General features: G+C 71.0%; 19 protein-coding genes and 1 tRNA gene. 9 read left to right on the top strand and 11 right to left on the bottom strand.

Annotated features, from left to right (window positions below):
* Window positions 1-17: 17 nt before the first annotated feature.
* Complete coding sequence (locus ABZ459_RS07385) at window positions 18-779, top strand: MerR family transcriptional regulator (RefSeq protein ID WP_357967070.1); 762 nt, start codon at window positions 18-20, stop codon at window positions 777-779.
* On the top strand, window positions 776-1387 hold the full coding sequence (locus tag ABZ459_RS07380) for a hypothetical protein (protein WP_357967067.1): 612 nt from the start codon (window positions 776-778) through the stop codon (window positions 1385-1387). The genes ABZ459_RS07385 and ABZ459_RS07380 overlap by 4 nt, the downstream gene beginning before the upstream one ends.
* Window positions 1388-1425: 38 nt before the next feature.
* On the opposite strand, the gene ABZ459_RS07375 is transcribed toward ABZ459_RS07380, so the two are convergent.
* From ABZ459_RS07375 to ABZ459_RS07365, 3 genes are all read right to left on the bottom strand, one after another.
* Complete coding sequence (locus tag ABZ459_RS07375; RefSeq protein WP_357967064.1) at window positions 1426-2931, bottom strand: M28 family metallopeptidase; 1506 nt, start codon at window positions 2929-2931, stop codon at window positions 1426-1428.
* A 122-nt stretch (window positions 2932-3053) separates the two neighbouring features.
* The gene (locus ABZ459_RS07370) at window positions 3054-3995 is read right to left on the bottom strand and encodes an ATP-dependent DNA ligase (RefSeq protein ID WP_357967063.1); all 942 of its coding nucleotides are present in this window, start codon (window positions 3993-3995) and stop codon (window positions 3054-3056) included.
* A gap of 33 nt (window positions 3996-4028) precedes the next feature.
* Window positions 4029-4865 (bottom strand): helix-turn-helix transcriptional regulator, encoded by an 837-nt coding sequence (locus ABZ459_RS07365; protein ID WP_357967060.1) that lies wholly within the window; start codon window positions 4863-4865, stop codon window positions 4029-4031.
* A gap of 78 nt (window positions 4866-4943) precedes the next feature.
* On the opposite strand from ABZ459_RS07365, the gene ABZ459_RS07360 reads away from it, so the two are divergent.
* The 3 genes from ABZ459_RS07360 (at window position 4944) to ABZ459_RS07350 (ending at window position 6483) form a co-directional block, all read left to right on the top strand.
* A complete protein-coding gene (locus tag ABZ459_RS07360) occupies window positions 4944-5708 on the top strand; it encodes an SDR family oxidoreductase (protein ID WP_357967058.1) in 765 nt (254 codons plus the stop codon).
* A gap of 65 nt (window positions 5709-5773) precedes the next feature.
* Window positions 5774-6166 (top strand): CoA-binding protein, encoded by a 393-nt coding sequence (locus ABZ459_RS07355; RefSeq protein WP_357967056.1) that lies wholly within the window; start codon window positions 5774-5776, stop codon window positions 6164-6166.
* Window positions 6167-6201: 35 nt separating this feature from the next.
* Window positions 6202-6483 carry a hypothetical protein gene (locus ABZ459_RS07350; RefSeq protein ID WP_357967054.1) on the top strand — a complete coding sequence of 94 codons (282 nt, stop codon included), beginning with the start codon at window positions 6202-6204 and terminating at the stop codon, window positions 6481-6483.
* A 2-nt stretch (window positions 6484-6485) separates the two neighbouring features.
* Here the strand turns inward: ABZ459_RS07350 and ABZ459_RS07345 are convergent, their stop codons facing one another.
* Both ABZ459_RS07345 and ABZ459_RS07340 read right to left on the bottom strand, forming a co-directional pair.
* Window positions 6486-6950: a hypothetical protein gene (locus tag ABZ459_RS07345; RefSeq protein ID WP_357967051.1), complete on the bottom strand. Its 465-nt coding sequence runs from the start codon at window positions 6948-6950 to the stop codon at window positions 6486-6488.
* Window positions 6951-7027: 77 nt separating this feature from the next.
* Window positions 7028-8422: a cytosine permease gene (locus ABZ459_RS07340; RefSeq protein WP_357967048.1), complete on the bottom strand. Its 1395-nt coding sequence runs from the start codon at window positions 8420-8422 to the stop codon at window positions 7028-7030.
* Between the two features lie 113 nt (window positions 8423-8535).
* Between ABZ459_RS07340 and ABZ459_RS07335 the strand changes: the two genes are divergently transcribed.
* Window positions 8536-9939: an MFS transporter gene (locus tag ABZ459_RS07335; protein WP_357967045.1), complete on the top strand. Its 1404-nt coding sequence runs from the start codon at window positions 8536-8538 to the stop codon at window positions 9937-9939.
* Window positions 9940-9947: 8 nt separating this feature from the next.
* Here the strand turns inward: ABZ459_RS07335 and ABZ459_RS07330 are convergent, their stop codons facing one another.
* Entirely contained in the window at window positions 9948-10832 is an 885-nt protein-coding gene (locus tag ABZ459_RS07330) for a cytochrome c oxidase assembly protein (protein WP_357967043.1), read from the bottom strand.
* Window positions 10833-11088: 256 nt separating this feature from the next.
* Here ABZ459_RS07330 and ABZ459_RS07325 point away from each other — a divergent pair, with 256 nt between their 5' ends.
* The gene (locus tag ABZ459_RS07325) at window positions 11089-12438 is read left to right on the top strand and encodes an ATP-binding protein (RefSeq protein WP_357967041.1); all 1350 of its coding nucleotides are present in this window, start codon (window positions 11089-11091) and stop codon (window positions 12436-12438) included.
* A gap of 67 nt (window positions 12439-12505) precedes the next feature.
* Here ABZ459_RS07325 and ABZ459_RS07320 read toward each other — a convergent pair whose 3' ends face one another.
* Entirely contained in the window at window positions 12506-14314 is a 1809-nt protein-coding gene (locus ABZ459_RS07320; RefSeq protein WP_357967038.1) for a bifunctional metallophosphatase/5'-nucleotidase, read from the bottom strand.
* A 119-nt stretch (window positions 14315-14433) separates the two neighbouring features.
* On the opposite strand from ABZ459_RS07320, the gene mshD reads away from it, so the two are divergent.
* The gene (gene mshD, locus ABZ459_RS07315) at window positions 14434-15330 is read left to right on the top strand and encodes a mycothiol synthase (RefSeq protein WP_357967455.1); all 897 of its coding nucleotides are present in this window, start codon (window positions 14434-14436) and stop codon (window positions 15328-15330) included.
* 12 nt (window positions 15331-15342) lie between these two features.
* Here the strand turns inward: mshD and ABZ459_RS07310 are convergent, their stop codons facing one another.
* From ABZ459_RS07310 to dcd, 3 genes are all read right to left on the bottom strand, one after another.
* Entirely contained in the window at window positions 15343-16347 is a 1005-nt protein-coding gene (locus ABZ459_RS07310) for an inorganic phosphate transporter (RefSeq protein ID WP_357967035.1), read from the bottom strand.
* Window positions 16348-16352: 5 nt separating this feature from the next.
* Window positions 16353-16970 carry a DUF47 family protein gene (locus ABZ459_RS07305; protein WP_106243913.1) on the bottom strand — a complete coding sequence of 206 codons (618 nt, stop codon included), beginning with the start codon at window positions 16968-16970 and terminating at the stop codon, window positions 16353-16355.
* A gap of 236 nt (window positions 16971-17206) precedes the next feature.
* Window positions 17207-17782, bottom strand: a complete 576-nt coding sequence (dcd, locus tag ABZ459_RS07300; RefSeq protein ID WP_357967032.1) for a dCTP deaminase — start codon at window positions 17780-17782, stop codon at window positions 17207-17209.
* 99 nt (window positions 17783-17881) lie between these two features.
* Here dcd and ABZ459_RS07295 point away from each other — a divergent pair.
* A tRNA-Gly gene (locus tag ABZ459_RS07295) sits at window positions 17882-17955 on the top strand.
* Window positions 17956-18274: 319 nt separating this feature from the next.
* Here ABZ459_RS07295 and ABZ459_RS07290 read toward each other — a convergent pair.
* Window positions 18275-18424 carry a hypothetical protein gene (locus ABZ459_RS07290; protein WP_357967029.1) on the bottom strand — a complete coding sequence of 50 codons (150 nt, stop codon included), beginning with the start codon at window positions 18422-18424 and terminating at the stop codon, window positions 18275-18277.
* Window positions 18425-18607 lie beyond the last annotated feature (183 nt).

Here is an 18607-nt window from a genome sequence, read left to right as displayed (position 1 = left end):
AACTGTTCAATGAGGGCATGCGGATCGGCGAGTTGGCCGCGCTGGTCGGGGTTTCGACCCGTACCGTGCGCTATTACCACCATCTGGGAATCCTGCCCGAGCCTGAACGTCTTCCCAACGGCTACCGGGAGTACCGGCTGCGCGACGCCGTACGGCTGGCGCGGGTGCGGCATCTGGCCGCGCTCGGGCTGTCGCTGGAGGAGTTGCGGGACGCGCTGGCCGACGACGGGGGCGCGGACTTCCGGGAGGCGTTGCAGGAGCTGGACGCCGACCTGGCCAGGCAGCAGGAGGCCATCGCGGCGCGGCGGGCCCGGCTGGCCGCGTTGCTGGCGCAGCCCGGCCTGAGCCCGGAGTCGATGATGTCCCCCGACGCGGCGGCCGTGCTGCGCGACCTGGGCGGCGGCGGGTCGGCCTTCGGGGCGTTCGACCACGAGCTGCTGACCCTGGCCACCATGTTGTCCGACGAGGAGGGCCAGGCGGGGCTGGCCGAGCTCATGCGCCCGATGACCGAGCCGGGCGCCCTCGCCGCCGGGCACGAGCTGTACCGGCGGCTGGACGAGCTGGCGGACGCGCAGGCCGGGGACGAGCGGATCGGGCCGCTCGCCGAGGACATGGCCGCCCACATACCGGACGAGCTGGCCGGGATGGTGCCCTCCGGCCCGGGGGCCGACCTGTCCTGGATGGAGGCGATGACCGGGGAGTTGTCGCCCGCGCAGGCGGAGGTGCTCCAGCTGCTCTTCACCAAACTGACGGAGACCGAGCCGAAGGAGAAGACGTGATCATGGGTGTGGTGCGCGCGGTCCTCAGGTTCGAGCTGGCGGGGCTGACCAGCGTGGCCCTGTGGGCGGCCCGACGGCGGCACGGCGTCCCGGCGGGGGCGATCGCCGTGTCGTACGCCAAGGAGCAGGCGTTCACCCTGGGCCTGTTCATGTTCGCGATGGTCGTCGAGACGGCGGTCGTGGACCTGCTGCTGGTGGTGAACGACGTGCCGGCGGCGATCCGCGTGCCGGTGCTGGTCGGCGACCTGTACAGCCTGCTGTTCGTCGTCTTCATGGCCGCCGCCTCCGTCACCAGGCCCCACGTGGTCACCGAGGACGAGCTGCGCGTCCGGTACGCCGCCTACTTCGACCTCCGCGTGCCCCGCGACCTCATCGCCTCCGTCCGGACCGCCCAGAGCTACAACGAGACGGGGCTGATCAGCGTGGACGGCGGGCGGCTGGGCGTCGCGGTCGCGTCGAGGACGAACGTGACGGTGGAGCTGACCGAGCCGGTCGTCGCGGTGCGGCCGCTCGGGAAGCGGGCCGAGGTCACCTCGATCCGCTTCTTCGCCGACGACCCCGCCGCCGTGGTCGCCGCCCTGCGCTCCCCCACGCACACCACCATGTGAGAGATCCCGGGCGGGCGGGCCCGCCCGGGATCGTCCGATCAGCTCGCCGACTGCGAGGTGACGGCGGCCTTGCTCTTCGCGGCGGCGGCGGTCCGCGGCGGGATGCCGTTCAGGTTGAAGGCGAACCTGGCCGTGGAGTCGGCCACCGCGTCGGCGTCCACGTCGAGCGCGGTCGCGTTGATGTTGGCGATCGTGTCGCACGCCTGGTGGTAGCAGGAGTCGTAGGGCTGTCCGGCGACGCCGCCGAACAGCGCGGCCTCCTCCGGCGTCTTGATGCCCTCGGCGCCGGTGAAGATGCCGCCCGCGGGGATGCCGACCGCGATGAACGGCCCGTAGTCGGAGCGTCCGTCGAAGTCGGTGCCCACGGTGGGCAGGTGGCGGGAGGCGTAGAAGTCGGCGAGCTGCCGCTCGATCTGCGCCGATCCGGGCGGACCGGCCGGCGAGCCCTGGCCGTCGGAGTCGTCGCCGTCGTACAGCTTGTACGCGTAGTTGGGCGAGGCGACCATGTCGAAGTTCAGGTAGACCCTGATCCGGTCGCGCTGCGCCTGGGACAGCTTCTCGACGTACTGGTCGGAGCCGAGCAGGCCGATCTCCTCGGCGGCCCAGAACGCGAAGCGCACCTTGTTCTTGACCGGGAAGAGCGCCATCTCCTCGGCCACTTCGAGGATGGTCGCGCTGCCCGAGCCGTTGTCGTTGATGCCGGGGCCGACGGTCACGCTGTCGAGGTGCCCGCCGACCATGACGACGTTGCGCGGGTCGCCGAACCGGGACTCGGCGATCACGTTGTCGTTGGTGCCCAGGACGAGGTTGGCGTCGACCTTGAGCCGCACGGTCGGCGAGCCGGTGGCCAGCTCGTTGCCGACGGCGAAGTCGGCGAAGACCATCGGCACGTTCGCCCGCCACTCGCCGATGTCCAGCGGGAACGCGTCGGTCCGGCCCGGCTGGCCCTCGTTGAACACGATGATCCCGGACGCGCCCGCCCGGCCCGCGTTACGGATCTTCAGGGCGAACGCGCAGGTGCCGCGCTGGATGAGCGCGATGCGCCCGGGGACGAACCCGGCGAAGTCCGACTCCTCGCAGCCGCTGGTCGAGGTGGGCGTCGGGGTCGGGGGCAGGATCAGGTCCACGCCCTGGACCTGCGCGGTCACGTCCCCGGCGGGTGACGGCTGGAAGGAGTAGAAGTCCTCGTTCGGCACGTACGACTTGGCGTCCGGCGCGGTCCGGTTCAGTGTGGGCGGGCTGTTCTCGGTCCAGCTCTCGACGAAGTTGATCGGCTGGAACGTGACCTTGTAACCGGCCTTGCGCAGCTTGCCCGCCACGTAGTCGCGGGAGGCGTTGTAGCCGGGCGTGCCGGCGGCGCGGGTGCCGCCGTTGGCGTTGGCGATGGATTGGAGTGCTTCCAGGTGCTTCTTCACGTTCTCGCCCTTGACCTGCTTCACCAGCAGCTTGGCGAAGACGTCGTCGAGCGGGCCCGCGCTCGCCGGGACCGCCATGGCGACGGGTAAGGCGAGAGCGGCGATTAACGCGATGATGATTCTGCGCATGCAGGCTCCCCTAGGAGTGAGATGCGGAGAAATCCCCCGAGCCGCAGTGATTCGCAAGGTAGCCGGTCGAAGCACCCCTGAGAAGGTCTACCGGCCTACGCCAGTGCGTCAATATCCGGACACTACGGTGACTCGGCTCGCCGGGCACGGGCGCGACGCTTGCCCTCGTGCATCGCCTGGACGCGGGCCACCGGGATCGTGTGCCCCTCCGCGACCAGGTCGGCGGGCAGCTCGCGCGGCTCCGGCATGAGCTCGGCCCACGGGTCGCGCCCGCCGAGCAGCCCGGCCGCGTTGTGGATGGTGAAGTCGGCGGGCACGACCCGGTCGAGCTCGTCCCAGGGGACGGGGAACGAGACCGGCACGCCCGGCCGCACCCGCGGGCTGTAGGCCGACACGACCGTCGCGCCGCCGGCCCTGGTGGAGTCGATGAACACCTTGCCCGCGCGGTCCTCCCTGATGAAGGCCGTCGTGGCCAGCGCCGGGTCGAGCCGTTCGGCGCGGGCGGCCAGGGCCCGGGTGGCCGCGGCCAGGTCGTCCATGGCGGTGCCCGGCGGGACGGGGACGAACACGTGCACGCCCTTGGCCCCGCTGGTCTTGACCGCGCCCGCCAGCCCGGCGTCGCCGAGCGCCTGGCGGACGAGGTGGGCGGCCCGTACGGCGAGCGGGAAGGAGTCGTCGCCCTCCGGCGGGTCGAGGTCGAGGATCATGTGCGTGGGCCGGCCGTCCAGGAACAGCGCCGGGTGGTACTCGACGGCCCGCTGGTTGGCGAACCAGAGCAGGGTGCGCCGGTCGTCGCACAGCGCGTACGACACCTCCCTGCGGGACGCCTCGGCCCAGACGGTGACCGTCCTGATCCAGGAAGGGGCGTATTTGGGTAGGTTCTTCTGCATGAAGGGTTCCTGGCCCGGCCGTACCCGCAGCACCGACAGCGCGCGCCCGCGCAGCGCCGGGACGATGCGGTCGGCGACCGCGTCGAGGTAGTCGACCAGGTCGCGCTTGGTGGCGCCGGACCCGTCGAACAGCGGCTGGTCGAGGTTGGTCAGAGCGACGTCATCGGCGGTCACCCGCCCCACGATGCCCACTGGCCCGCGCCCGGGTCAACCACGGGCGGACCGGGCGAGTTCCCGCGAGGAGCCGATCTCCTCCCGCAACCGGGCGACCGTGCGGCCGGTCTCCGACGCCGGGTCGGCCGTGTACATGACGATCACCAGGTCGGGCTGGCCGGGCACGGCCAGGGTCTCGTACCCGAACTCCAGCTCGCCCAGCTCGGGGTGGCGCAGGCGCTTGACCCCGTACGTCTTCTCGGCGACCCCGTGCTCGGCCCACAGGCGGACGAAGTCGGGGTCGGCCGACAGCTCGGCGACCAGCTCGGCCAGCAGCGGGTCCTCCGGGTGGCGGCCGGCGTACAGCCGCAGGTACGCGACCGTGTCGGCGGCCACCTCGGCCCAGTCGGGGTAGAGGGTGCGCGTGTGCGGCGCCAGGAACACCTGGAGGAGCTGGTTGCGCCGGCCGTCCGGGACGCCGGTGAAGCCGCTGACGCGGTCGGCCAGCGCGTTCCAGGCCAGCACGTCCATCCGGGGCCCGAGGACGAAGGCGGGCATGCCGTCGGCCAGGTCGAGCAGCCTGCTCAGCCCGGGACGCAGGACGGGCCGGCTCGCGTGCCTGGCCGGCCGGAGCAGGTCGCGCAGGTGGGCGCGTTCGGTGTCGTCCATGCGCAGGACCCGGGCGACGGCGTCGAGCACGGCGTCGGAGACGTTCTGGACGCGTTCCTGCTCCAGGCGGATGTAGTAGTCGACGCTCACGCCCGCGAGCAGCGCGACCTCCTCGCGCCGCAGGCCGCTGACCCGCCGCCGCCCCGACGCGGGCAGCCCGGCGTCCGCCGGATGGATCCGGGCCCGACGAGAACGGAGAAACTGCCCCAAATCACCTTCCACCGCTTCAGGGTAGTACCGCCATTACCAGGAAAAGCCGTGCGCTGGGTAAGTCCGTCCGGCTCGGCCAGGGTGAGAGCCATGACGAACTACGAGAACCTCTCGGGCCGCATCGCCGTCGTGACCGGAGCCGCCAGCGGCATGGGTGAGGCCACGGCCCGCCTGCTGGCCGCCAACGGCGCCAAGGTGGCCCTGCTCGCCCGCCGCGCCGACCGGCTGGCCGAGCTGGCCGCCAAGATCGACGCCGACGGCGGCACCGCGCTGCCCGTCACCGTGGACGTCACCGACGACGCGAGCGTGGCCGCCGCCGTGGAGATCGTCCATACCGGGCTGGGCCGGGCCGACCTGGTCGTCAACGCGGCCGGCGTGATGCTGCCCAACCCCGTCCAGGACGGCCGCCTCGACGAGTGGACGCGCATGCTGGACACCAACGTCGCCGGCGTGCTCCGCGTCACCGGCGCCTTCGCGGCCGACCTGCTGGCCGCCGCCGACGCCGGGCGGACGGCCGACCTGGTGAACATCTCCTCGATCGGCGCGCACGTCACGTTCCCCAACTACGCGGTTTACGGCGCGACCAAGGCCGCGCTGACCCACCTGTCGGCCTCGCTGCGCCCGGAGTTCGGCCCGCGGGGCGTGCGCGTGACCAACCTCGAACCCGGGCTGACCGCGACCGAGCTCGGCGACCACATCGACAACGCCGAGCTGGGCGCGCAGCTCGCCGGGATGTTCGAGGCGTTCACCCCGCTGACCGCCGACGAGATCGCCGACCTGATCGGCTACACGGTCAGCCGGGCCCGGCACGTCAACCTGCGCCAGGTGGTCGTGCTGCCGACCGCCCAGGCGTAGCCGGGAAGCCCGCGCGCGTCCGGCGTGTTGACGCCTGCATGGACGATCGTTTCGCGGATCAGCGCGTGATCAGGCACCTGCTGCACGAGGCCGGGACGTGGGTGTTCGTGGGGCTCGGCGACGACCCGCAGCGCACGGCCTACGACCAGGCCCAGCGCATCCAGGCGCGCGGCAAGAAGATCATCCCGGTCCATCCGGCGGGCCGGCCGGTCCTGGGCGAGCCGGGCTACACGTCGCTGGCCGAGGTGCCGGTCAAGCCCGACGTGGTGGCGGTCTACCGGCGTTCTGAGTTCGCCGGCCAGGTCGTGGACGAGGCCATCGCGGCCGGCGCGGGCGCGGTGTGGCTGCCCATCGGCGTGATCGACGAGGCGGCCGCCCAGCGCGCCCTCGACGCCGGGCTCGACGTCGTCATGGACCGCTGCCCCGCGGTGGAGTGGGCGTTGCGCCGCAATCCCTGATCGCGAGGTACGGTGCGGTGAGGGAGGGCGGATCCATGGAAGACGACCACATCACCACGATCGGCACTTGCTTCGCGTGCAAGCGCACGTTCCCCTACACCGCCGCGAACGTCACCATGATGACCATCGACCCGGAGACCGGCCTGCCTCCGGACCGGACGGTGCTCGGCACGCAGCGCGAGCCGAGCCCGGAGGCCCTGGCCCGGTCGGTGCCCGAGCCCGTCTGCCCCGACTGCCTGGCCAGGGCGCGCGAGTTCAAGGAGCGCATGAGCTCCCCCGCACCGTTCGAGACCTGGCGCCGGCCCGGCCCGAACTGACCTCATCCGGCCGGCGGCCGGGCGCTCTCGGCGCACAGCTCCTGGTAGGCCAGCGCCAGCAGGGTCACCACCGCCGTGCCCATCGCGGGCCCCACCACGAGCGCCGCCGACAGCTCGCCCGCGTGCCAGCCCGCCGCCATGATCGCCGCCGACGTCAGCACCGTGACGCCGAACGTCGCCGCCCACAGCGGCAGCAGCCGCAGGTAGGCGAACACCAGCGGGAACGCCGCCCACACGAACGGCGCCGCCGCCACCGCGAGCACGGCCCAGCACCCGGTCACCAGCCCCAGCCACACCCGCCCGGGCATCGGCCGCGGCGGGCTGCCCTGGAGCACCTGACCCACGCCGTAGAGCAGCCCGAGCAGCACGCCCCCGGCGGCCTCGGCGGACCGCCCCTCGCCCAGCACGGCCGCCAGGGCGATCACCAGCGACGCCCAGAAGGCGCCGTGGACGGACCACCTGAGCAACCGCAATACGGAAGACAACCACGGAAAGTCCATAACTGCTCACCAACAGTAATGGATGCTTCCCGGTCCTGAGAAGGTCAGCGGCGGCGCAGGGTGAGGACGAAGTACAACACCCCGGCCAGCAGCAGCGCGATGACCACGCCGATGTTGGCCGCCCCGAACGTGCTGTTCCTCAGCTCGTCGCTCATCAGGAACCCGACGACCGCCGCGATGTGCTCGTCCGCGGACGTGATCAGGCCGACGCCCACGACCGAGGCCACCACCAGGGAGACCAGCCCGGCCGGGTTGAGGGCGGGCGCGCCGGGGCGCAGCAGGCGCTCGTCGTAGGCGCGGCCGCCGTCGCGCAGCCGCCACATGTCCACCAGGAAGATCGCCACCCAGGCGGCCATCACCACGCCGATGATCGCCAGGAACGCCTGGAAGGTGCCGAAGAAGTTGTCGGAGACGAACAGCAGGTAGTAGCCGCCGAGCACCATGAGGAGCCCGTCGATCAGCACCGCCAGATGCCGCCTGACCGGCACGCCGAGCGCCAGCATCGACAGTCCCGACGAGTAGATGTCCATGATCGCCCCGGCCAGGAAGCCGCCGATCGCGGTCAGCAGGTACGGCAGCAGGAACCAGGTCGGCAGCGCCGCCGCCAGCGCGCCCACCGGGTCGCCGCCCGCGGCCTCGGCCAGCTTCGGGTCGCCGCCGGCCAGCAGCACGCCGAACACCAGCAGCACCATCGGCGGCAGCGCGCCGCCCAGCGTCGTCCACAGGGCCACCGACCTGGGCCGGGAGCCGGCGGGCAGGTAGCGGGAGTAGTCGGCGCCGCAGTTGACCCAGCCCAGGCCGAGCAGGGTCATGGAGAGGATGACGCCGCCCACCCAGCCGCCGGGGCCCGCCGTCGTCTCCAGCGAGCCGCCCAGCTTGGGCAGCATGAGGATCAGGTAGACGACGGTCAGCACGACGAACGCGTACGTCAGGTAACGCTGGACGACCATGATCATGGCGTGGCCGTACACGCCGACGGCGATCACGACCAGCGCCGAGACGGCGAAGCAGCCGGCGACGGCGGTCGTCTCGGGGATCCCGGGGGCCACGCGGCGCAGGATGGCGGCGCCGCTCTGCGCGGCGAGCGTGACGAGCACGATCTCCCAGCCCACGTTCGAGACGTACGACAACACCGCGGGCAGCTTGTTGCCCTGGTACCCGAAGGGCGCCCGGCCCAGCGTCATCGTCGGCACGCCGGACCGGCTGCCCGCGACGGCGACCAGGCCGACCAGCAGGAACGACAACGCGTACCCGACCGCGCCGGTAACGACGGCGGGGACGACACCGAGGCCGAGCCCGACGACGTACACGCCGAACGCCACCCCGAACAGGGACAGGTTCGCCCCCGCCCAGGGCCAGAACAGGTCGGACGGTCTTCCGTGCCGCTCACTGTCGGGGACGGCGTTGATGCCGTTCCGCTCCACGGCCATCGTGTCCATGATCACTTGCTCCTTCGCGGGGGCCCGGCAAAGAAATCATTGTCCGCCTAGGACGATATTTCCCAGCCTGGGGGGAATCATGATCGCTGCCCCTGTTCCGCAGAGAGGTCGCGATGCAGGCACCCGGTTCCGACACGCGCAGGCGGGCGCTGGGCGTGTGCCTGGTCGCGGCGTTCATGTCGGGCCTGGACGTGAGCATCGTCAACGTCGCCCTGCCCTCGATCCGCGCCGGCCTGCACGCCTCGGACGACGGGCTGCAGTGGACGCTGTCCGGCTACGCGCTCACGTTCGGCCTGCTGCTGGTCCCGGCCGGGCGGATGGGCGACGCCAGAAGCCGCAGGACGCTGTTCATGTGGGGCGTGGTGCTGTTCACGGCGGCCAGCGCGGCGTGCGGCTTCGCCTGGAGCATGCCGGTGCTGATCGCGGCCAGGCTCGTGCAGGGCATGGCGGCCGGGATGCTGAACCCGCAGGTGTCCGGCCTGATCCAGCAGATGTTCCTGGGCCACGAACGCGGCCGGGCCTTCGGCGCGCTCGGCGCGACCATCGGCGTGTCCACCGCCGCCGGCCCGCTGATCGGCGGCGCGCTGGTCACCGGGTTCGGGGCCGAACAGGGCTGGCGGTGGGTGTTCCTGGTGAACCTGCCCATCGGGATCGCGCTGCTGCCGCTGGCCTGGAAGTGGCTGCCCGAGCCCGCCCCCGGCCCGGTGCGCACCGGGCGGCGGGAGAGCATGGACCCGGTCGGCGTGCTGCTGCTCGGCGTGGGCGTGGCGACGCTGCTGCTGCCGTTCATCCAGCAGCACCAGTGGGAGGGCGAGGCCAAGTGGCTGCTGGTGCCGGCCGCGCTGCTCGTGCTGGCCGGGTTCGTGCTCTGGGAACGGCTGTACCGCAGGGAACCGCTGGTGGACCTGACGCTGTTCGCCAGGCGCTCCTACAGCCTCGGGTCGGCCATCGCCCTGTTCTACTTCGCCGGGTTCACCGGGATCTTCTTCGCCTTCACCCTGTACCTGCAGAGCGGCGAGGGCTACAGCGCGCTGCTGGCCGGGTTGTCGATCACGCCGTTCGCGCTGGGATCGGCCGGGTCGTCGGTGGTCGGCGGCAGGCTCGTCGGCCGGGCGGGCAGGAAGCTGGTCGCGGTGGGGCTCGGGACGGTGATCGCGGGCCTGCTGGCGACCATGGTGGCGACCCTGCTGGTGCCGGGGGCCGGCGTGGGCGCGGCGACCGCGCTGCCGCTGCTGGTCGCGGGCATCGGCAGCGGCCTGGTGATCTCGCCCAACCAGGCGATCACGTTGTCGGAGGTGCCGCCCGCGGGCGGCGGCAGCGCCGCCGGGGTGCTGCAGACCGGGCAGCGGCTGGGGTCGGCGATCGGCATCGCGGCGGCGGGCTCGGCGTTCTTCGGCTCGCTGCCGCAGGGCTGGCCGACGGCCTTCCGGCACGGCCTGTGGGTGGTGCTGGGGTTCGTGGTCATGGCGCTGGCCGCCGCCCTCTACGACCTCTTCCGCTCCCGCGCCGCCCGCTGACCGGGCGCTTACAGGTCGGCGGGGTCTGGTTCGTCCTCGTCGCCGTACTCGGCGGGGGTGAGCGGGCCGCGCGCCCTCGCCGGCCCGCGGTCGGGGACGCGCACCCGCCGGACGGGCTCGGGCTCCCCCGGCACCCGGACGGTGAGCCCGGGGTCGAGCAGCTCGACGTCGGCGTCCTCGGGGGTACGCCGTACCCGCAAGGACGCCGCCAGGGCCAGGGCGAGCAGCAGCTCCGCGGCGTCCCCGCCGTAGTACATGATCTCCGCCGCACCCCTGAGCTGGTCGGACGGCGCCGGCAGGGCCAGCCAGCCGGCGTACATGACCCGGGACAGGCTGGCGTGCACGGCGATCGCCACGCCCACCACGGCCAGCCGTACCGGCACCGGCGGGCGGCGCGGCGCGGGGTCGGGCCCGGCTACGACCCAGGCGAACAGGTAACCGGCCAGCAGGAAGTGCGCGTGCACCGGCGGCGCGGGGACGAGCCCGTACAGGGGCGTGCAGTACAGGGCCGCCATGCCGCCGGCGCTGAGCGCCAGGGCCGTCCACGGGTTGGCCAGCAGGTGCACGGCGGGCCCGCGGAGCGTCCTTGTCAGGCGGCCGGCGTGCGCGACCGGCAGCGAGCGCAGCAGCAGCGTCACCGGCGCGCCCAGGGCCAGGGCAAGGGGCGCCAGCATGCCAATCAGCAGGTGCTGCAGCATGTGGCCGCGGAAGTCGGTCGCGGCCAGCGAGGCGACGGGGTCGGTGAGCGCCACGGTCACCAGCGCGCAGCCGCCGGCGAAGCTCGCGGTACGCCACCGGCTCCACGTCGTCCGCCCGGCCAGCACCACGTACGTCACCAGCACGACGAGCGCCGGCGCGGCCCAGAACCCGCTCAGATGGTGATGATGCGGCACAGATCGATCACCTCGCCCATGGTGTGCGGCAGCCGCCCACCGAGGACCGGCGGCATGCCCGTGGCGCCTCCCACTTGATCCACTATTCGAGCGGGACGCCGGACCGGCCCCGCGGGACACCCCTCTTTGCGGGCCGCTTGCCGAATCTCGATCCGGCGTTTTCCCCGTTCAGGTCTCTATGGGTAGGTCTCAGGGGATGGCGAAAAGGCTCTTTCCCCGCTCGATCCGCGGGCGCCTGACCACGCTCGCGACATTGGTGGCGGCAGTGGTCCTGGCCGTCACGGGCGCGCTCGCCCTCACCCTCGGGCCGGACAACCTGCACGGGCTCGTGGAGACCCGGGTGGAGCTGGCCGTCCGCAGGGTGGCCAGCGAGGCCCGCGCCGGGCAGCTGCCCGCGTCTCTGGAGGCCCCGGCCCGGGTGCAGCTCCTGCAGGTGGTCGACGCCGACGGACGCGTGCTGGCCACCAGCCCCGGCCTGCACCACGGCCAGCGGCTGTCCGGCATGCGGGTGGACAAGCCGGAGACCCTCTACAGCGCCGAGAGCACGCTAACCGGCCTCAGGGACGAGAAGGAGGCCCAGTACCTGATCATGGCGATCCAGGTGCGCACCCCCGACGGCCGGCTCGTCACGGTGTACGGCGCCTCCTCCCTCAGCGACGTCAACCGGGCGCTGTCCTGGCTGAACGCCATGGTGTTCCTCGGCACGCCCATCGCCCTGGTGATCGTCGCCGGCATCACCTGGGTCGTGGTCGGCTCCGCGCTGCGCCCGGTCGAACGCATCCGCGCCGAGCTCGCCGAGATCACCGGCCGCGACCTGAGCCGGCGCGTGCCCGTCCCGGAGACCGGTGACGAGATCACCGACCTGGCCGCCACCACCAACCACACCCTCGACCGCCTCGAACGCTCGGCCGAGACCCAGCGCCGCTTCGTCGCCGACGCCTCCCACGAGCTGCGCAGCCCCATCTCCGCCCTGCGCACCCAGCTGGAGGTCGCCAACGCCTACCCCGACGAGACCGACTGGCCCGCCACCGGCGCCCGCGCCCTGGCCGCCGCCGAACGCCTCACCGGGATCATCGACGAGCTCCTCCTGCTGGCCCGCCTGGACGCCGGCGCCATCCCCGACCGCCGCGTCGTCGACATGTGCCGCCTGGCCGAGGAGCAGGTACGCCGCCGCGCGGGCGGCAAGATCCCCATCGTCGTGGACGTGTGCGCCCACGCCCCCGTCCTCGGCTCCCCCGTCCAGCTCGACCGGCTGCTGACGAACCTGCTGGACAACGCCACCCGGCACGCCGCGAGCCGGATCGACCTCAAGGTGTGGGTGGAGGGCGACCACGTCTGCGTCTCGGTCACCGACGACGGCGACGGCATCCCGCCCGCCGACCGCGAGCGCGTCTTCGAACGCTTCACCCGGCTGGAGGACGCCCGCCGGAAGGAGAAGGGCGGCAGCGGGCTGGGGCTGCCGCTGTCCCGCGAGATCTGCGCCTCGCACGGCGGCACACTCAAGGTCGCCGACCACGAACCGGGCGCCCGCCTGGTGGCCCGCCTGCCACTGCACCGCGAACAGAGCCGTACAGGCCCCACCACCGACTCACCACACCGGCCCTGAGCCCCGCCGCACGCCGTCGCGCCGGGAGAGCCGGAGGCCCCGCCCTACGGGGCCTCCGGCTCGGGGGTTACTTGATCATCGTGATGCGGTTGGCCGCCGACGGGCTGATCGGCGAGTGCGCGGTCAGGTACGCCGTGAACGCGTCGAGGTCGACCGGTCCGCTCCACGTGTCCGTGCTCTGCGTGAACACCGAGAAGCCGTCACCGCCGCCCATCAGGAAGTTGTTCGCGGCGATCTTGATCGACTGCGTGTCCGTGACGGGAGCGCCGTTGAGCTTGATGTCCGACACGCGCGACCCCACCGGCCTGGTGGTGTCGAAGGTGTAGGTCAGCGACGACGACACCTGGAGCAGCCGGTGGTTGATCGCGCCCGTCGTCGGGTTGGGCGTCCAGACCTGCTGCTCCAGCAGCGCCTTGAGCTGCGCGCCCGTGTACGTCCGCACCTGCACGATGTTGCTGAACGGCTGGACGGCGAACGCCTCGCCGTAGGTGACGACGCCGTCGCCCTCGGCCCCCGACTGCGCGTACGTCAGCGAGGTGCGGATGCCGCCCGGGTTCATCAGCGCGATCTCGGCGCCCGCCGGCTTGGCCGCCTCCAGCTGGGAGTCGGCGATGAGGTCGCCGAGCGGCGTCTCCGGCCTGGTGGTCGCGGCCGAGGTGTTGGTGACGACGTTGGTGATGTCGCCGGTGATCGAGCCGATCTTGCGGTTGGCCACCTCGGCGCTGCGCGTCCGCCATGTCTGGACCTGCGCCTCGACCTGCGGGTCCGGGGTGACCGTACGGGCGACGACCTTGTTGTCCGCGGTGACCGAGGAGCGGACCACGTCCCGGGTGCGCTTGTCGACCCGCAGGTCGATCTGGGTCAGCACGCGGCCGAACGACGAGCCCTGCGTGTAGTAGCGGTCCTGGCCCGCCGGGTCCTTGGTCTTGCAGATGTAGGCCTGGTGCGAGTGGCCGCTGATGACCAGGTCGATCTGCGGGTTCAGCTCCCTGGCGATGCGCGAGCCGGCGTTGGCGGTGTTCGCCGAGCACGCGTCCGGGCTCTGGTTCGGGGTGGTCGAGTCGCCCTCGTGCATCAGGACGACCTGCGCCTTGACGCCCCTGCGCGCCAGGTAGGCCGAGGCCCGGTTCGCCGCGGCGACCTCCTCGGTGAACTGCAGGCCCTTGATGCCCTCGGCGGTGACGATGGTCGGCGTGGTCGCCGTCACCAGGCCGATGAAGCCCACCTGCACGCCGTTGATCTTCTTGACGTAGAACGGCGGCAGGGCGTACTGGCCGGAGCCCTCCTTGAGGACGTTGGCGGCCAGGAAGTCGAAGTCCGTGCCCTTCCACTGGCCGGCGGGCGAGCAGCCGTCCACCGGGTGGCAGCCGCCGTTCATGAGGCGCTGCAGCTCGGCGTACCCCTCGTCGAACTCGTGGTTGCCGGCCGCGGTGGCGTTGAGGCCGAGCGAGCCGAGCACCTCCAGGGTGGGCTCGTCGTGGTAGGCGGCCGAGATCAGCGGAGACGCGCCGATCAGGTCGCCCGCCGCCACGAGCAGCGTGTTCTCGGTACGCGCCTGCTTGACGTACGTCGCCAGGTACGACGCGCCGCCGGCGATCGAGTACTTGCCGCCGGGCAGCCCGGTCAGCGAGCCGTCGGCGTCGACGAGGGGGCCGTCCGGGTCGAGGATGCGGCTGGAGGAGCCCGACGGCGGTTCGAGGTTGCCGTGCAGGTCGTTGATGCTCAGCAGGCGGACCGGGACGGTCGGCCCGCCGTGGCCGTTTCCGTGACCGGCCGAGCCGCTGGTCGCGGCGACCGCGGGCGCCATGGCCAGGGCGATCCCGGCCGCGGTGGCGGCGCCGGCCGTGCACAGCCGGAGGAGGGTGCGTGACGTCATGAGAGGGACGTTACGACGTCTCCCTATGCAACGAATGTCGCAAAGGTAACGATTGACCGGGGGGACCAATGGCATTGTTCGCCATTGGTACGCCTAGAGTTCCTTATGTGGGTGCACATGTGAAGATCTGCGAACGACTCGACGACGACGAGGTCTCCCAGGTTCTCCGCATCGTCGAGGCGGCGACCGAGACCGACGGGGTCCGCCCGCTCAACGAGCACGTGATGCTCCATCTCCGCTACGGCGGCGACCCCCGGGCCCGCTCGCTGCTGCTGCACGCCGACGACGGCGCGCCCGCGGGCTACGCGCACGTCGACCCGACCGACGAGGTCGAGGGTCCGAGCGCCGAGCTGGTCATCCATCCCGCCTATCGGCGAAAGGGTCACGGCACGCGGCTGCTGCGGGCCGTACTGGAGCTGACCGGGGGCAGGGTGCGCCTGTGGGCGCACGGCGACCACGCCGGCGCCGGGGCGCTGGCCACGTCGTTCGGCTTCGACCGGGTGCGCTCGCTGTGGCAGATGCGCCGCTCGCTGTTCGCCCCGCTGCCGCCCTACACGCTTCCGGAAGGTGTGGAGCTGCGCACGTTCGTCCCGGGTCAGGACGAGGAGGCGTGGCTCAAGGTGAACGCCGCCGCCTTCGCCCACCACCCCGAGCAGGGCGCGTGGACGCTCGACGACCTGCGCCGGCGCGAGCGCGAGCCCTGGTTCGACCCCGAGGGCTTCTTCCTGGCCGTACGCGGTGACCGGCTCGCCGGCTTCCACTGGACCAAGATCCACGGCTCGTCCGAGCACGGCCACGAGCCGCTCGGCGAGGTCTACGTCGTGGGCGTCGACCCCTCCCAGCAGGGCACCGGCCTGGGCCGCGTGCTCACCCTGGCCGGTCTGACCCACCTGCGCTCGCGCGGCCTCGCCCACGCGATGCTCTACGTGGACGAGGCCAACACGGCCGCGATCAGGCTGTACGAGTCCCTGGGCTTCGCCCGCTGGGACGTGGACGTGATGTACGCCGGCGGATGAACCCCCGGCGCCCTACTCCACCATCAGGTGGAGGACGGCGTAGGCCAACGCGGCCACGAGGGCGGCCGCCGGGATGGTGAGCACCCAGGCGGTCACGATGTTGCCGGCCACGCCCCACCGCACGGCGCTCAGCCGCTTGGTCGCGCCGACGCCCATGATCGCCGTGGTGATGGTGTGGGTGGTGGAGATCGGCGCACCGAACCCGATCGCGGCGCCGTACAGGACGGTGGCCGCGGCCGACTCGGCGGCGAACCCCTGGGGCGGGTCGAGCGCGATGATCCGCCGGCCGAGCGTGCGCATGATGCGCCACCCGCCGGCGTACGTGCCGAGCGAGATCGCACCGGCGGCGCTCAGGATGACCCACTGCGGGATCCCCTCGCCGGGGCTGGCGTACCCGCCGACCGTGAGCGCCAGGAAGATGACACCCATCGTCTTCTGCGCGTCCTGCAGGCCGTGCCCGAGCGCCATGGCGGCGGCGGAGACGGTCTGCGCGTAGCGGAAGCCGCGGTTGGTCCTGCCCGGCTGGCTGTTGCGGAAGATCCAGTAAATTGCGATCATGATCAGCGCGGCGAGGCTGAACCCGATCAGCGGCGACAGGATCATCGGGATGACGACCTTCTCGACGACGCCGTCCCAGTGCACCACGCTGGCCGAGGCCAGCGCGGAGCCCACCAGGCCGCCGATGAGCGCGTGACTGGAGGAGGAGGGCAGCCCGAAGTACCAGGTGATCAGGTTCCAGACGATCGCGCCGATGAGCGCAGCGGCCACGACGACCAGGCCGTGCGGACCGTCGGGAGCGTCGATGATCCCTTTTCCGACTGTCTGAGCCACCTGAGTGCCCAGGTGGGCGCCGATGAAGTTCATCGCCGCGGCCATGAACAACGCGGCCCTGGGAGTGAGCGCCCGGGTCGAGACGGAGGTCGCGATGGCGTTCGCCGCGTCGTGGAACCCGTTGGTGTAGTCGAAGGCCAGGGAGATGACGACCACGCCGATGACGAGGGCGAGCGTGAGGTCCACTGGGCCTAGCTTTCCTTGACCGCGATCGACTCGACGGTGTTGGCCACGTGCTCGAAGGCGTCGGCGGCCTCCTCCAGGGCGTCGACGACCTCCTTCATCTTCATGACGGTGAGCGCGTCGTACTCGCCGCTGAACAGCTTGGCCAGCAGCCTGCGGTAGACCTGGTCACCCTGGTTCTCCAGGCGGTTGACCTCGATCCAGTACTCGTTGAGGTTCTTCATGGAACGCAGCCGGGGCATCGCCTCGGCGGTCAGCTCGGCGGCGCGTTCCAGGACCTCGACCTGCCGGACCACGTCTTTGGGGAGATGGTCGATCTGGTAGAGGACGATGAGGTCGGAGGCGGCCTCCATCGCGTCCATCACGTCGTCGAGGTTGGAGGCGAGGCGGTAGATGTCCTCACGGTCGAACGGAGTGATGAAGCTCTCGTTGAGCCGGTTCATGATCGCATGGGTGCGTTCGTCACCGGCGTGCTCGCAGGCGCGCATCTTCTCGGCCAGGGCTTCCCTGTCCGATCCGTCACTGATGATCTCGACCAGTAGACGGGATGCCGTGACCAGGTTGTTCGCCGAGTCGGCGAACAGGTCGTAGTAGCTGTCCTCACGTGGCGTGAGACGCAGGCGCACGTCGTTCTCCAGATGTGCGGGGATGGTCCGTGGAAGAGGGTACGGGTTACCAGGCGAAATGCGAACTTCATGTCCCCTTCGCCTTCTGGCTACCCTGCGTATGTTGTGCGACACCGGGGTTCGGAGTAGTTTGGCCGCTTTTTGCAGGGAAATCCGGCCGGTGACGTGGCCTGTTGTCGGGTGTGCGGAGGGCTCATCCTTCCGCGACGTTCCCTAAATGTTCACCTGTTGTTCACTCAAATCTTCGTCCGGTGGAAGTTCCTGAACGACCGGGACGGAGTCGGGCCCCGCTGACCCTGATACCGGGACCCGTACTTGGCCGACCCGTACGGATGCTCGGCGGGCGAGCTGAGCCGGAACACGCACAACTGCCCGATCTTCATCCCCGGCCACAGCTTGATGGGCAGGGTCGCCACGTTGGACAGCTCGAGCGTGACGTGCCCGCTGAAGCCCGGATCGATGAACCCGGCGGTCGAGTGCGTCAGCAGGCCCAGCCGTCCGAGCGAGCTCTTCCCCTCCAGCCGCGAGGCCAGGTCGTCGGGGAGCGTGATCACCTCATAGGTGGAGGCCAGCACGAACTCCCCCGGATGCAGGATGAACGGCTCGTCACCGGACGGCTCGACCATCCGCGTGAGATCCGGCTGCTCGACGGCAGGGTCGATATGGGGGTACTTGTGGTTCTCGAAGACACGGAAGTAGCGGTCGAGCCGTACGTCGATGCTGGACGGCTGGATCATGTCCTGGTGGAAGGGGTCTAGGGCGAGCCGGCCGGAGTCGATCTCAGCAAGGATGTCACGGTCAGATAGCAACACGGTGAGCCAACTTACCGTCCCGGCCAGAAAAGGTGGGGCGTTGGGTTTGCTGTTGGGGGGCAAGTTTCCGCTACAGTGGGGACGCGTACTTCGGTTCGTGCGGGTGTAGTTCAATGGCAGAACATCAGCTTCCCAAGCTGACAGCGCGGGTTCGATTCCCGTCACCCGCTCCAATCTCCAGAGGCGATGAGCCTCATCAGTTGATCGCGAGCACGCCGTGCAGAGCCTCTGGCGCGCATACCGTTGGTCAGGGTCTCTGAACTCCGTGCCGTTCTCGTCGAGGGCGTTGTAGATCGTTACTCGGCCTTGCGGGAAGAGCAATCCGACAGCCACCATCCCGTGCGCCATGTCCTCCCCCATCCACATCAGAAGCTCCACGGCCTGCAGCCTCTGCCCCTGCAGCCGCGCCAGTTCGTCAGGCGCACCCCCTCGCCATGTCAGCCGGAACCCCTCTCCCACCCAATCCAGCGGCCGAGCCGGATCGACCGTGTTTCACGTGACCGAGATTTCATCGAACTTCTGGTGGGTGATCTCGACCTGCTCCCCCTCGAAGTCCAACAGGACCAGGCCATCGGAGAACCAGACATCCTCGTCGAGGTCCCACACCAGCAGAGCGCGCGTCAGTCTTCGCCCTTCCAGCATGGCCAGTCTCGGACCATGTGCGGCGGCGACCGCTGAGCTCCCGCTCAACCATGCGGGCCGGTATCCACTGATTCCAAAGTCGAACTTCTGACGATCATGCCGCTGGTTGACATGAGGACGTCACCGGCATACGAGATGCTGTGCACGACAAGGGAGAGCCAGCGTCCATGCCAGATGCGTGCA

It is taken from the genome of Nonomuraea sp. NPDC005692 (assembly GCF_040631115.1).
Taxonomy (GTDB): domain Bacteria; phylum Actinomycetota; class Actinomycetes; order Streptosporangiales; family Streptosporangiaceae; genus Nonomuraea.
This window is presented reverse-complemented; position numbering and strand designations above follow the sequence as displayed.

Coding starts and splice junctions, on each gene's coding strand:
- ABZ459_RS07320 (WP_357967038.1), bottom strand. CDS start 14,314: ATGACGTCACGCACCCTCCTCCGGCTGTGCACGGCCGGCGCCGCCACC.
- ABZ459_RS07385 (WP_357967070.1), top strand. CDS start 18: ATGCGGATCGGCGAGTTGGCCGCGCTGGTCGGGGTTTCGACCCGTACC.
- ABZ459_RS07350 (WP_357967054.1), top strand. CDS start 6,202: ATGGAAGACGACCACATCACCACGATCGGCACTTGCTTCGCGTGCAAG.
- ABZ459_RS07340 (WP_357967048.1), bottom strand. CDS start 8,422: ATGGACACGATGGCCGTGGAGCGGAACGGCATCAACGCCGTCCCCGAC.
- ABZ459_RS07375 (WP_357967064.1), bottom strand. CDS start 2,931: ATGCGCAGAATCATCATCGCGTTAATCGCCGCTCTCGCCTTACCCGTC.
- ABZ459_RS07335 (WP_357967045.1), top strand. CDS start 8,536: ATGCAGGCACCCGGTTCCGACACGCGCAGGCGGGCGCTGGGCGTGTGC.
- ABZ459_RS07360 (WP_357967058.1), top strand. CDS start 4,944: ATGACGAACTACGAGAACCTCTCGGGCCGCATCGCCGTCGTGACCGGA.
- ABZ459_RS07290 (WP_357967029.1), bottom strand. CDS start 18,424: ATGCTGGAAGGGCGAAGACTGACGCGCGCTCTGCTGGTGTGGGACCTC.